At 66.3% G+C, this 13,933-nt stretch carries 10 protein-coding genes; 1 reads left to right on the forward strand and 9 read right to left on the reverse strand.

Annotation, left to right across the window (positions count from 1 at the left end):
* Positions 1-10 precede the first annotated feature (10 nt).
* Positions 11-634 (forward strand): high frequency lysogenization protein HflD, encoded by a 624-nt coding sequence (gene hflD / locus ACVCL9_RS05245; protein ID WP_395121391.1) that lies wholly within the window; start codon positions 11-13, stop codon positions 632-634.
* A gap of 73 nt (positions 635-707) precedes the next feature.
* Here the strand turns inward: hflD and gyrA are convergent, their stop codons facing one another.
* From gyrA to infB, 9 genes are all read right to left on the reverse strand, one after another.
* Positions 708-3,323, reverse strand: coding sequence for a DNA gyrase subunit A (gene gyrA / locus ACVCL9_RS05250; RefSeq protein WP_447098855.1), 2,616 nt, complete (start codon positions 3,321-3,323; stop codon positions 708-710).
* A 301-nt stretch (positions 3,324-3,624) separates the two neighbouring features.
* Complete coding sequence (gene mtnA / locus ACVCL9_RS05255) at positions 3,625-4,644, reverse strand: S-methyl-5-thioribose-1-phosphate isomerase (protein WP_447098854.1); 1,020 nt, start codon at positions 4,642-4,644, stop codon at positions 3,625-3,627.
* 64 nt (positions 4,645-4,708) lie between these two features.
* Entirely contained in the window at positions 4,709-5,776 is a 1,068-nt protein-coding gene (locus ACVCL9_RS05260) for a class III poly(R)-hydroxyalkanoic acid synthase subunit PhaC (protein WP_447098853.1), read from the reverse strand.
* An 11-nt stretch (positions 5,777-5,787) separates the two neighbouring features.
* Positions 5,788-6,819 carry a poly(R)-hydroxyalkanoic acid synthase subunit PhaE gene (locus tag ACVCL9_RS05265; RefSeq protein WP_395118578.1) on the reverse strand — a complete coding sequence of 344 codons (1,032 nt, stop codon included), beginning with the start codon at positions 6,817-6,819 and terminating at the stop codon, positions 5,788-5,790.
* A gap of 121 nt (positions 6,820-6,940) precedes the next feature.
* Entirely contained in the window at positions 6,941-9,046 is a 2,106-nt protein-coding gene (pnp, locus tag ACVCL9_RS05270) for a polyribonucleotide nucleotidyltransferase (protein ID WP_395118580.1), read from the reverse strand.
* 83 nt (positions 9,047-9,129) lie between these two features.
* Positions 9,130-9,399, reverse strand: a complete 270-nt coding sequence (rpsO, locus tag ACVCL9_RS05275) for a 30S ribosomal protein S15 (RefSeq protein WP_136257158.1) — start codon at positions 9,397-9,399, stop codon at positions 9,130-9,132.
* Positions 9,400-9,556: 157 nt separating this feature from the next.
* Positions 9,557-10,495 carry a tRNA pseudouridine(55) synthase TruB gene (truB, locus tag ACVCL9_RS05280; RefSeq protein ID WP_447098852.1) on the reverse strand — a complete coding sequence of 313 codons (939 nt, stop codon included), beginning with the start codon at positions 10,493-10,495 and terminating at the stop codon, positions 9,557-9,559.
* 14 nt (positions 10,496-10,509) lie between these two features.
* A complete protein-coding gene (gene rbfA / locus ACVCL9_RS05285; RefSeq protein ID WP_395118584.1) occupies positions 10,510-10,893 on the reverse strand; it encodes a 30S ribosome-binding factor RbfA in 384 nt (127 codons plus the stop codon).
* Positions 10,894-11,049: 156 nt separating this feature from the next.
* Positions 11,050-13,824, reverse strand: a complete 2,775-nt coding sequence (gene infB, locus ACVCL9_RS05290; RefSeq protein ID WP_447098851.1) for a translation initiation factor IF-2 — start codon at positions 13,822-13,824, stop codon at positions 11,050-11,052.
* Positions 13,825-13,933 lie beyond the last annotated feature (109 nt).

Below are 13,933 nucleotides of genomic sequence, written 5' to 3' on the forward strand. Positions count from 1 at the left end.
AACCCTAGGCATGAACGAGGAACGCGTACTCGCCCTGGCCGGATTGTTTCAGGCCTGCTCGCTGGCCCAGCAACTGGCCAACGACGGACGCTGCGACGAGATCGCCATGCAGGCGGGCGTGGCCAGCATCTTCCGCATCGACGCGCCCTCGGTGGTGGCCGTGTACGGTGGCGTCTCGGGCGTGCGCCTCGGCCTGCGCAACCTGGTCGCCCAGCTCGACGAGAGCGATCGCGACATGTCGGTTACCCGCATGGTGGTCACCGTGATGCGGCTGGAACGCAGCCTTGCCGGCCGCCCGGAGCTGCTGGAGAAGCTGCAGCAGGGCATCCAGGCGGCGCAGCGCCAGGTCGAGCATTTCGGACAGGATTCGAGCCAGGTCAGCGGCCGTCTCGCCGAGCTGTATGCATCCACGCTGTCCACCTTGCGGCCGCGGGTGATGGTCAGCGGCAATCCGCAGCAGTTGCAGCAACCGGCCGTGGTCGAGAAAGTGCGCGCCAACCTGCTCGCCGCGGTGCGCTCGGCGGTGCTGTGGCGCCAGGTCGGCGGACGCCAGTGGCAGCTTCTGGTGTACCGGCGTCAATGCAGCATGCTGGCCCGTGGCCTGCTGACCGGTGTCACGCTGGACCATCGCTGACCGACGCGCGGCATGCCATGAACGCGAACAGGCCCCGGCCATGCCGGGGCCTGTTCGTTTCACCACAGCGGGATCACTCGCCCGCGGAAGCGTCTCCCGTGGCGCCCTCACCCGCTTCGCCGACCGGCGCATCCCCGGCCTCGACGACGGCCTCGTCGCCGTTGTCCTCTTCCGCGTCCAGCCGCATCACGCTGACCAGCGTTTCGTTGGCGGGCAGCTTGATCAGGGTGACGCCCTGGGTATTGCGGCCCAGTTGCGAGACTTCCGCCACGCGCGTACGCACCAGGGTGCCCTGGTCGGAGATCAGCATCAGCTCGTGCGCCTCGGTGACCTGCACCGCGCCGACCAGCGCGCCATTGCGCTCGGAGCACTGGATGCCGATGACGCCTTGCGTGCCACGGCCCTTCTTGGTGAACTCGGCCAGTTCGGTGCGCTTGCCGTAGCCCCGCGCCGTGGCGGTGAGGATGTCGCCTTCCGCCGCCACGATCAGCGATACCACCTCGGCGCCGCCGACCAGTTTCATGCCGCGTACGCCCGCGGCGGTGCGGCCCATCGAGCGCACGGTGTTCTCGTCGAAACGATTGACCTTGCCGTTGGAGGCGAACAGCAGGATGTCGCTGTCGCCGTCGGTCAGCTCGACGTTGACCAGTGCGTCGTCGTCGTGCAGCTTGATCGCCAGCTTGCCCTTCTGCAGCTGGAACGCGAATTCGGTCAGCGGGGTTTTCTTCACCGTGCCGTGCTTGGTGGCAAAGAACACGAAGCGATCTTCCGCATACTCGCGGATCGGCAGCACCGCCTGCACCTTTTCGCCCTCGCCCAGCGGCAGCAGGTTGATGATCGGCTTGCCGCGCGCGCCGGGACCGGCCTCGGGAATCTGGTAGACCTTGAGCCAGTAGACGCGGCCGGTGCTGGTGAAGGTGAGCAGGGTGTCGTGCGTGTTGACCACCCACAGCTGCTCGACCACGTCCTCGTCCTTCAGCGCCGAGGCCGAGCGACCCTTGCCGCCGCGCCGCTGCGAGCGGTAGGTGCTGGCCGGCTGGCGCTTGACATAGCCGGTGTGCGACAGCGTGACCACCATGTCTTCCGGGGCGATCAGGTCGAGGACGTTGAGGTCCTCCTGCGAATGCTGGATCTCGGTGCGACGCGCGTCGCCGAACTCGGCCTTGATCGCTTCCAGCTCCTCGCGGATCACCTGCAGCAGGCGGTCCGGGTTCTCCAGGATCTCGATCAGGCCGCGGATGGTTTCCAGGATCTGGCGGTACTCGTCGGAAAGCTTTTCCTGTTCCAGGCCGGTAAGGCGGTGCAGCCGCATCGCCAGGATTTCCTGCGCCTGCACGTCGGACAACTGGTAGCCATCGGCCTTCAGGCCATCGCGCGGGTCCATGTCCTCCGGTCGCGAGGCACCGGCACCGGCCGCCGACAACAGCGCGCCGACCACGCCCGGCTGCCATTTCCTGGCCAGCATGCGCTCGCGCGCCTCGGCCGGCGACGCCGAAGTCTTGATCAGCTCGATCATCTCGTCGATGTTGGCCAGTGCGACAGTGAGGCCTTCGAGGATGTGCGCGCGGGCGCGGGCCTTGCGCAGCTCGAAGATGGTGCGGCGGGTGACCACCTCGCGCCGGTGGCGGATGAACGCTTCGAGGATGTCCTTGAGGTTCAGCAGCTTCGGCTGGCCGTCCAGCAGCGCCACCATGTTGATGCCGAAGGTGACCTGCAGCTGGGTCTGCTGGAACAGGTTGTTCAGCACCACGTCGCCCATCGCGTCCTTGCGGATCTCGATGACGACGCGCATGCCGTCCTTGTCGGACTCGTCACGCAGCTCGCTGATGCCTTCGAGCTTCTTTTCCTTGACCAGCTCGGCGATCTTTTCGATCAGCCGCGCCTTGTTCACCTGGTACGGCAGCTCGTGGACGATGATCGTCTCGCGGCCGTTCGACTCGGTTTCGATCTCCGCCTTCGCGCGCACCAGGATGCGGCCGCGACCGGTGCGGTAGGCCTCGATGATGCCGGAGGAGCCATTGATGATGCCGTGGGTCGGGAAGTCCGGGCCCGGGATGTAATGCATCAATTCGTCGATCGACAGCGCGGGCTCGTCGATCAGCGCGATGGTCGCCGCGATTACCTCGTTGAGGTTGTGCGGCGGGATGTTGGTGGCCATGCCGACCGCGATGCCGGCCGAACCGTTCACCAGCAGGTTCGGCACGCGCGTGGGCAGCACCAGCGGCTCGTGCTCGCTCTCGTCGTAGTTCGGGCCGAAGTCGACGGTTTCCTTGTCGATGTCGGCCAGCAGCTCGTGGCTGAGCCGCGACATGCGCACCTCGGTGTAACGCATGGCGGCGGCGCTGTCGCCGTCGACCGAGCCGAAGTTGCCCTGGCCGTCGACCAGCATGTAGCGCAGCGAGAACGGCTGCGCCAGGCGCACGATCGCGTCATACACCGACTGGTCGCCGTGCGGATGGTATTTGCCGATGACGTCGCCGACCACGCGGGCCGACTTCTTGTACGGCTTGTTCCACACGTTGCCGAGTTCGTTCATCGCGAACAATACGCGACGATGCACCGGCTTGAGTCCATCGCGTACATCCGGAAGCGCGCGGCCAATGATCACGCTCATCGCGTAATCGAGGTAGCTCTGCCGCATCTCGTCTTCGATGTTGACGCGAATGATTTCTTTGGCGGTTTCTGCCATGGATTGGCTTCCCTGGAGACAAAAAAAGGACGCTGGCGCCGCGTCTCAAGCGCGTGCGCGAGCGACCCGAAATGAACCGCTGGATTGTAGCATGGATGGCTGCAAAATGACAGGTTTTAAGCTTTTGAAATCAATGACTTGTATTGCCATCGCGAGACCGGCACGAGGCCATCGGAAATGTGCTCAAGAATTGAGCAGCGCGCCGGACGCGCAGGCCCCCAGCGAGGTCGTCTCGGCAACCAGCGGACGAACACGGCAAGCGCCGCAAGGACGGCCGGATGCCGCATCGGAACCCGGGGAATCAATGGCCGAACAAGGCCTGCATCGACAGGGTGTCAGGTCGCTCGATCACGCCGCGCTCGGTGACGATCGCGTCGATCAGCTCGGCGGGTGCGACGTCGAAAACCGGATTCCATGCCTGCGCTCCCTCCACCACCACGCGCCTGCCCCCGCTGGACAGAAGCTCGGCCGGGTCGCGCAGCTCGATCTCGATCTCCTCGCCGTTGGCGGTCGCCATGTCCACCGTCGACGACGGCGCCACCACCATGAACTTGACGCCATGGTATTTCGCGCTGATCGCCAGTTGGTAGGTGCCAATCTTGTTGGCGGTGTCGCCGTTGGCCGCGATGCGGTCGGCACCGACGATCACCCACTGCACGGCGCCGGATTTCATCAGGTGCGCGGCGGCAGAGTCGGCGATCAGCCGGGCGGGGATGCCCTCGCGTACGAGTTCCCACATGGTCAGCCGCGCGCCTTGCTGCCACGGACGCGTCTCGCCGGCATAGACGCGCGCGATCCGGTTTGCGGCGACGCCGGCGCGGATCACCCCGAGCGCGGTACCGTAACCGGCGGTGGCCAGCGAACCGGTGTTGCAATGGGTCAGCACGCCCGAGCCCGGCGCGATCAGTGCTGCGCCGAGCTCGCCCATGCGGCGATTGGCAGCCAGATCCTCGTCCTGGATCAGCTGCGCCTCGTGCAACAGCGCACCGGCATCGGCACCGGCCACGATGCGTTTTTTCATCCGGTCCAATGCCCACATCAGGTTCACTGCCGTGGGCCGGGCCGCGCGCAACTGCGCCAATACCGGTTCCAGCGGAACGCCCTGCTGTGCCGCCATCGCCACGCCCCAGGCGGCGGCAATGCCGATGGCCGGCGCGCCACGCACGGCCAGGTCGCGGATGGCCTGGGTGACCTGGGCCGCATCGCGGCAGTCGATCCAGCGTTCCTCGCCCGGCAGCAGGCGCTGGTCGAGCAGGCGCAGGTGATCGCCTTGCCACTGCACGGCGCGGATGGAATCGTGGGTATCGGCGGATGTGGTCATCCGGTGATTATCGCCTGTCGTGCGTGGATTCCGCACGACAGGCGATCACGTGCGGGCGCGCGATTCAGTCGCGCTGGCGCAACCACTGGTGGATCGCCGGCGGCACCTCGCGCTGGGCGCGGCCGGACACGTAGATGCCGATGTGGCCGCCCTTGAATGCGAGCTGGGTGTAGTCGGTGGTGCCCACGTGCTTGCCCAGTGCGCGCGAGGCATCCGGCGGCACCAGGTGATCCTGCTCGGCGAAGATGTTCAGCACCGGCTGGGTGATCATGCCCAGATCCACGCTCTGACCGCCGATGTCCAGCGTGCCCTTGACCAGCTTGTTGCCCTGGTAGAAATCCTTGATGAACTGGCGGAACGCCTCGCCGGCCTGGTCGGGCGAGTCGAAGATCCAGCGCTCCATGCGCAGGAAGTTTTCCAGCTCGGTCGGGTTGTCGAGGATGTCCACCATGCCTATGTACTTCTGCTGGTTCAGCCGCAGCGGCTTCAGCGTGAGGTAGACGTAGTTCATCAACCCGGCCGGGATGTTGCCCATGGTGTCGACGAACAGGTCCACGTCCATGCGGCGGCACCAGTGCGACAGCATGTTGTCCGGCGTGTGGAAATCCACCGGGGTGACCATGGTGATCAGGTTCTTCACCTTGTCCGGGTGCAGCGCGGTATAGCACAGCGAGAACGCGCCGCCCTGGCAGATGCCGAGCAGGTTGATCGCGTCGAGACCGTGGCGTTTGCGTACCACGTCGACGCAGCGGTCGAGGTAGCCGTTGATGTAGTCGTCCAGGGTCAGCCAGCGGTCGGCGCCGTCGGGATAGCCCCAGTCGATCAGGTAGACATCCTCGCCCTGCTCCAGCAGGTTGCGCACCATCGAGCGGTCGGCCTGCAGGTCGGTCATCCACACCGTGTTGACCAGGGCGTAGACGATCAGCAGCGGGGTCTTCGAGGTCGCCTTGCCGTGACCGGTGAAGTGCCAGACCTTCAGCTTGTCCTCGCTGTAGACCAGCTCGCGCGGGGTATTGGCGTATTCCGGCTCGCGCATGTTGCGCAGGTTGGCCATGCCGGCGGCCAGTTTGCGCTGGAAGGTGGCGATGTCGGCCAGGGCCTGGGTCGGGTCGACGCGCAATGGTGTCTGCATGGCTGCTCTCCTTATTTGCGCTTGCGCTGGCCGGAGCCCGATTTGGACGGGCTGGTGGGCTTGCGCGCCGCTTTCGCCGGCGCCTTCTTCACGGCGACCGCAGGCTTGGCAGCGGCGCGCTTCTTCACTGCGGGTACCGCCGGACGATCGGCGAGCCGGCGCTTCAACGCCGCGAGTTCCCGGCGCAAGGCCATGATCTCCCCGGCATGGTCGGCGGACCCATCGGCCAGATTGGCACGGAATTCGCGGCGCAGCGCCTGCAGGCGTTCGCCGAGGCTGGACACTTCGCTGCGCGTGGGCACGCCGAGCTGCTGGCACATCTGCTCGGTCTGCTGTTGCTGGAGCTGGCGCACGCGCATCTGCGTGTTGACCATCTCGCCATAGGCATCGCGGAACTCGTCGGACAGCGCGATTCCCGCATAAGCCTCTTCGGAGGCGTCCACCCACAAGTCGTACAGCCCCTTGAGCGAATCGACCTGGCGCCCCGGTTCGGCCAACCGCGCCTGCAGGCGTTGCATGCCTTGCGCGTTGGCGCGCTGGATCAGTTCCTGATAGCGGGCGGATGCCCGCATCGACTCCAGCAAGGCCGTGGCCAAGGCTTGCTGCTGCATCTGCTGCTCGCGGTTCAGGCCGAATGCCGGGGTCGGCCCCTGCAAGCCCGACAGCTCACCGAAACCACCGCGCTGGGCCGCCTGCAGCCAGGACTGCCATTGCCGCGCGAAGCCCTCCGCGCCGGCAGTGTCGATGCCGCCGAAAGCCTGCGCGAACGGCTGACTGGCTCCACCGAACATCTGCTGCAATTGCTGACGCCAGTCGGTGGCCGGCTGGGCCGCGCCGCCGCTGGCCGCTGCCTGCATCCAGTCGAAGTATCCCTTCAGCCCGGCCAGGGTGCGTTCGAGCATGTCATTGCCCGCGGCAGGCGCCGGGGGCGGCGCGAACGGATTGGCCGCGGGAGGCTGCTGGAACTGGCGCGTCCAGGCGTCCCACGACTGCTGTGCCAGCGCCTGGTAATCCCTGATGAAATCATTCGCCGGATCGGCCATCGGTGCATCCTCGCGCAAGGTCCATCCATCCTAGCAAAAGCAGGTTGCACAAAATCACCGGCCCCGAAACGCGCAAGGCCCGGCATGGGCCGGGCCTTGCGGAATTGCCTCGTGGCGGAGTTCAGACGCTGGCGCGCTCTTCCTCGGTCACGGCCTTCATCGACAGGCGGATGCGGCCCTGCTTGTCGACTTCCAGCACCTTGACCTTGACGATGTCGCCTTCCTTGAGCTTGTCGGAGACCTTTTCGACGCGCTCGTCGGAAATCTGCGATACGTGCACCAGACCGTCCTTGCCCGGCATGATCGTCACGAACGCGCCGAAGTCCATCAGCTTGGCGACCTTGCCCTCGTAGATGCGGCCCGGCTCGACGTCGGAAGTGATCTGCTCGATGCGCTTCTTGGCCGCTTCGCCCGCCTCGCGATTGACCGAGCCGATGATGATGGTGCCGTCATCGCTGATGTCGATCGTGGTGCCGGTCTCTTCGGTGATCGAGCGGATGGTGGCGCCGCCCTTGCCGATCACTTCGCGGATCTTGTCCGGGTGGATCTTGATGGTGATCAGGCGCGGGGCGAACTCGCTCATCTCGGTGCGGGCGGTGCTGAGCGCCTTGCCCATTTCGCCGAGGATGTGCAGGCGGCCGCGCTTGGCCTGCTCCAGCGCCACCTTCATGATCTCCTCGGTGATGCCGTCGATCTTGATGTCCATCTGCAGCGCGGAGATGCCTTCGGCACTGCCGGCCACCTTGAAGTCCATGTCGCCGAGGTGATCCTCGTCGCCCAGGATGTCGGACAGCACGACGAAGTCGTTGCCCTCCTTGACCAGGCCCATGGCGATACCCGCCACCGGTGCCTTCAGCGGCACGCCGGCATCCATCATCGCCAGCGAGGAACCGCACACCGAGGCCATCGACGAGGAACCGTTGGACTCGGTGATTTCCGAGACCACGCGCACCACGTACGGGAACTCCTCGATGCTCGGCTTGACCGCCTGCACGCCACGCTTGGCAAGACGGCCGTGACCGATCTCGCGACGCTTCGGCGCGCCGAAGCGACCGGCTTCGCCCACCGAGAACGGCGGGAAGTTGTAGTGGAACAGGAACGGGTCCTTCGACTCGCCGCCGGGAGCGTCGATGATCTGCGCGTCACGCGTGGTGCCCAGGGTGATGACGACCAGCGCCTGGGTCTCGCCGCGGGTGAACAGCGCCGAACCATGCGTCCGCGGCAGCACGCCGACACGGGCGGTGATCGCACGCACGTCGTCGAGCTGGCGGCCGTCGATGCGCACCTTGGTCTTCAGCACGCTGTCGCGCATGGTGTGGTATTCGAGCTCCTCGAATTCCTTGGCCATCGCGGCGGTGGACCAGCCGTTTTCTTCGGCCTGTGCCTTGAGCCCGGCCAGCACGTCGGCCTTGATCGCGGAGATCGCGTCGCGACGCTCGAGCTTGTCGCGCACCTGGAACGCGGCGGCCAGCTGGTCGCCGACCGCGCCCTTGACGGCAGCGGCCAGCGACTCGTTGCGCGCCGGTGCCTGCCAGTCCCACGACGGCTTGCCGGCCTCGGTGGCCAGTTCGGCGATCGCGCGGATGGCGGTCTGCATCTGCTGGTGGCCGAACATCACCGCGCCGAGCATCACGTCCTCGGACAACAGCTGCGCTTCGGATTCCACCATCAGCACGGCGCCGGCGGTACCGGCGACGACCAGGTCCAGCTGGGAGGTCTTCAGCTCGGTGGTCGACGGGTTCAGCAGGTACTTGCCGTTGGCGTAACCGACGCGGGCGGCGCCGATCGGGCCCTTGAACGGGATGCCGGCCAGGCTGAGCGCGGCGGAGGCGCCGAGCAGGGCCACGATGTCGCCGTCCACTTCCGGGTTCAGCGAGACGACCTGGGCGATGACCTGCACTTCGTTCTTGAAGTCATCCGGGAACAGCGGGCGCACCGGGCGATCGATCAGGCGCGAGGTCAGCGTCTCCTTCTCGGTCGGACGGCCTTCGCGCTTGAAGAAGCCGCCGGGAATGCGGCCGGCGGAATAGAACTTCTCGACGTAGTCGACGGTGAGCGGGAAGAAATCCTGGCCTTCCTTCTGCTTCGTCGCGGCGACGGCGGTGACCAGCACCACGGTGCCGCCCATGCTGGCCATGACCGCACCGGATGCCTGGCGGGCAATTTCGCCCGTCTCCAGCGTGACTTCGTGATTACCGTACTGGAATGACTTGGTTACTTTTGCCACGTGACTGTTTCCTGATCTGAATTGGGAAAGGCGCCCGCGCACGGGCGCCGCATGATCCTCGCGTCCGCGAACGGCGCCCAGCGTTACCGGCGCAGGCCGAGGCGTTCGATCAGGGTCTGGTAGCGCGCAAGATCGCGATCCTTCAGGTAGCTGAGCAGGCGCTTGCGCTGGTTGACGAGCTTGAGCAGGCCACGACGCGAGTGGTGGTCCTGAATGTGATCCTTGAAGTGACCGGTGAGATGGTCGATGCGGGCGGACAGCAGGGCCACCTGGACTTCAGTCGAGCCCGTATCGTTCGGCACGCGGCCGAAATCAGCAATGATCTTGCTGGTCTGTTCTGCGGTAAGGGACATGGTTGTACGTTTCCTTGAAAGGCGATGCGAAGCTTGCGCTTGCATCATCGCGAGATGACGCAAGCGCAAGCTTCGCCCTGGTTGGAGTGAAAGCGTTGAAATAACTTGTCTATTCTACTGATGCCAGTGGTGTTACAACAAGTGCGCAGCCCGCTTTTCAGGCAAATCCGTCCGCTGGCGGCAGGTTGAAGCCGCGCAGGATGCTGCTGCGGCGCATGTCGTCCAGTTCGAGCACGGCGAGCAAGGCACCATCGGGCGCGAATGCCGCGCAGCGACCGGCGGGTACCGAGGGGTCAAGCTGGATCGGCTGGCCACGCGAAACGGCCATCGCCTGCGCCTCGTCCAGGTGAACCGACGGCAGGTCGCGCAGACCCTCGGCCACCGGCAGCAGATGGCACAGCAAGGCCTCGTCGCCCTGCTCCGCTGCCTGCTCGAGTTCGGCCATGGTGACCATGCGCGGATCGCGGAAGGGATCCACCCAGGTGCGCCGCAGCGAAGTCAGGTGCGCGCCGCAACCCAGGGTGGCACCCAGATCCGTCGCCAGCGAGCGCACATAGGTTCCCGAGCCGCATTCCACCAGCAACTGCAAGGTGTCGCTGTCGCGGGAGAGCAGCTCCAGTCGATGCACGACCACCTCGCGCGCCGGCCGTTCCACCGACTCGCCGCGGCGCGCCTTCACGTACAGTCTTTCGCCATCCTGCTTGAGCGCCGAATACATCGGCGGCACCTGACGGATCGCTCCACGCAGCGGTGCCAACGCGGCTTCGATCAGCTCGGGGTCGAGTCGGGGCACCGGCTGGCGTGCGATCACCTCGCCCTCGCGGTCACCGGTGTCGGTGCTGATGCCGAGCCGGCATTCAGCCAGATAACCCTTGCTGGCGCCGAGCAAGGTGCCGGCCAGCTTGGTGGCCTCGCCGAAACACAAGGGCAGCAGACCGCTGGCCAGCGGGTCGAGCGCACCGGCGTGACCGCCCTTGGCCGCGCGCAACAGCCGGCGAACGCCTTGCAAGGCCTGGTTCGAGCTCAAGCCGATCGGCTTGTCGAGCAGCACGATCCCGTGCAGGTCGCGGTACTGGATGCGGGGTGGTTTGCGCATTCGTGCCGCCAGACTCAGACCGCGTTGGCGTCATCGTCCGGCTTGGGTGCATCCGCCTGTTCGCGCAGCAGGCGTTCGATGCGCTCGCCCTTGTCGACCGAATCGTCGTACTTGAATTTCAGTTCGGGCACGCGCCGCATGCGCATGCCGCTGTGCGCCAGCGCGTGGCGAATCTCGTGCCCCATCTGGTTGAGCGCCTTCACCGCCGGCAAACCCTGCTCCGGTACCAGCGCGGTGACCCACACCGTCGCCCAGTCCAGGTCCCGGGTGATCTCGACATCGGAAACACTCACCGACGGCAGGCCGTGGTCGCGCACCGCGGCATGCACCAGCAGCCCAAGCTCGCGGCGCAGCTCGGCTCCGATGCGGTCGGTACGTTTGAAGTCGCGGGAAGGCATGATTGGAAAGCCGGGAATAGGGAATCGAGAATAGGGAATCGGAAAGGCAAAGGTGCGTCACGGGAGCATGGAGGCCAGGGAAGTCGGGACAGCCGCTCTGACTATTCCCGATTCCCTATTCCCTATTCCCGCTCGCACCTTGCGATGCCGCAGGCATCACAAGGTGCGAGCCACTTCCGTGCGCTCGAAGCATTCGATCTGGTCGCCGACCTTGACGTCGTTGTACTGCTTGACGGCGATGCCGCACTCCATGCCGCTGCGGACTTCTTCCACGAGGTCCTTGAAGCGGCGCAGCGATTCCAGCTCGCCCTCGAACACCACCACGTTGTCGCGCAGCACGCGGATCGGCTTGCTGCGCTTGACGTGGCCCTCGGTGACCATGCAACCGGCCACGGCGCCGAACTTGGAACTGCGGAACACGTCGCGCACCTCGGCGATGCCGATGATGTCCTCGCGCACTTCCATGCCGAGCAGGCCGGTGGCCGCCTGGGTGACCTGATCGATCACGTCGTAGATGATCGAGAAGTAACGCACGTCCAGGCCGTTGGTTTCGATCACCTTGCGCGCCGATGCGTCGGCACGGACGTTGAAGCCGATCACCAGCGCCTTGGACGCAGCGGCGAGCGTGGCGTCGGATTCGTTGATGCCGCCCACGCCGGAGGACACCACGTTGACCCGCACGCGCTCGTTGCCGATCTGGGTCAGCGACTCGCGCAAGGCCTCCACCGACCCCTGCACGTCGCCCTTGACCAGGATGTTGAGCGTCTGCTGCTCGTCGCCCTGGCCCATCTTGGCGATGATGTCTTCCAGACGGTTGCTCTTGCTGACCATCCGCGTCTCGCGCCGCTTGAGCTCACGCTCCTGCGCCACTTCGCGGGCCAGACGCTCGTCCTCGACGCAGACGAAATCGTCGCCGGTCTCGGGCACGCCGGACAGACCGAGCACCTGCACGGGAATCGACGGACCGGCTTCGTCCACCTGCTTGCCGGACTGGTTGATCAACGCGCGCATGCGCCCGTACTCGATGCCGCAGACCACGAAGTCGCCCTTGCGCAACGTGCCCTGCTGAACCAGCACGGTGGCCACCGGACCGCGGCCGCGATCCAGGCTGGATTCGATCACCACGCCGGAGGCGCGGCCGTCGGCCACCGCCTTGAGCTCCATCACCTCGGCCTGGATCGAGATCGCTTCGAGCAGTTCCTCGATGCCCATGCCGGTCTTGGCCGACACCGGCACGAACTGCACGTCGCCGCCCCAGTCTTCCGGCACCACTTCCTGCGCAACCAGGCCCTGCTTCACGTTGTCGGGGTTGGCGCCGTCCTTGTCCATCTTGTTGACCGCCACGATGATCGGCACGTTGGCCGCGCGGGCATGCTTGACCGCCTCGATCGTCTGCGGCTTGACGCCGTCGTCGGCAGCCACCACCAGGATCACGATGTCGGTCGACTGCGCACCGCGGGCGCGCATCGAGGTGAACGCCGCGTGGCCCGGGGTGTCGAGGAAGGTGATCACGCCGCGCGAGGTCTTCACGTGGTACGCGCCGATGTGCTGGGTGATGCCGCCGGCTTCGCCGGATGCCACCTTGGTGCGCCGGATGTAGTCGAGCAGCGAGGTCTTGCCGTGGTCGACGTGACCCATGATCGTCACTACCGGTGGCCGCGGAACCTTCTCGCCTTCCAGCTCGATGTTCTGGGTATGCGCCGCGAGCGTCTCCTCGGCGTTGTTCTGGTTGTCCGCCACCGGCGTATGGCCGAGTTCCTCGACCACCAGCACGGCGGTGTCGTGGTCGACGGTCTGGTTGATCGTCGCCATCACGCCCATCTTGAACAGGGCTTTCACCACCTCGGAGCCCTTCACCGCCATCTTCTGGGCGAGATCGGCCACCACGTTGGTGTCGCTCACCACCACCTCGCGCACCACCGGTGCGGTGGGACGGGAGAACCCGTGCGTTCCGCCGGACACGCCGCTGCCGCGCGCCAGCAGGTCGCGACCGCCACTGCGCCCGCCCTTGCCGCGTTTGGTGCTGGAGGACGAGCGGCGTGCGCGATCGGCCTCGCTGAGGTGCATCTGGCCGCCGGCGAAGCGCTTGCTGCCGTCGCGCTCGTGCTTGCTGCCGACGTCCTCGCTGCGCTCGCGGCCATGCCGTGCCTTGCCGCCGCGAGCCGCATCGCTCGCTGCCGGCGCGGGCGCCGGTGCGGGAGCCGGTGCCGGGGCGGGCGGCTTGACCAGTTTTTCGCGCTTGCGCGGCTCGTGAATGCGCGGAAGGATCATGCCCAGCTCGCGCTGGTCCATGCGCTGCACGCCCGGCTCCTCGTCGACGGGTTCGCTGGCAGCGACCACCGGCTCCTCGGCAGGCGCTTCCGGCGCGGGTTCGGCGAGATCCGCCGCGCTCTGCGCTTCGGCGGCCGTTTCGGCACGTCGGGCTTCTTCCTGGCGCTGTTGTTCGTCGAGCTCGCGCTGGCGCGCGTCCTTCTCGCGGCGCTGCTCGGAATCCAGCCGTTCGCGCTCCTCGCGCTCGCGCTGCTGCTGCGATTCCTGCAGCTTGCGCACGGCCTCCTCGCGCTCGGGTTCGGCGCTGGCCTCCTCGGCAATCACGCTGCGCTTGACGTAGGTGCGCCTGGCGCGCACTTCCACGTTTACCGTCTTGGCGGGGCCGGCGGCGCCACGACCACCGGAGCCGGCCACCTTCAATTCGCCCACCGTGCGTCGTCGCAGGGTGATCTGGCGCGGTGCCGCATCCGCAACCTCGGCGGCGGCTTCGGCCTTGCCGTGGGTTCGGCGCAGGAATCCGAGCAGTTTCACCTTCTCGGTGCTGCTGATGACCTGCTCCTGGTCGGAGAATTTCATGCCCGCTTCGCCAAGCTGCGTCAGCAACTTGTCGACCGGCATGCCCAGTACCTGGGCGAGTTGTTTGATCGTGACGTCCGACATTCTGTTCTCTGCTCCGCCGTTCCCGCGCTTGTCATTTCGTGCGGCATCATGATCGCCGCCCTTTCCATCCCTGGTGAAGAACCCCGGGGTTCTTCCCGGCGCACCCGTC

The sequence above is a fragment of the Rhodanobacter sp. UC4438_H5 genome (assembly GCF_052978405.1).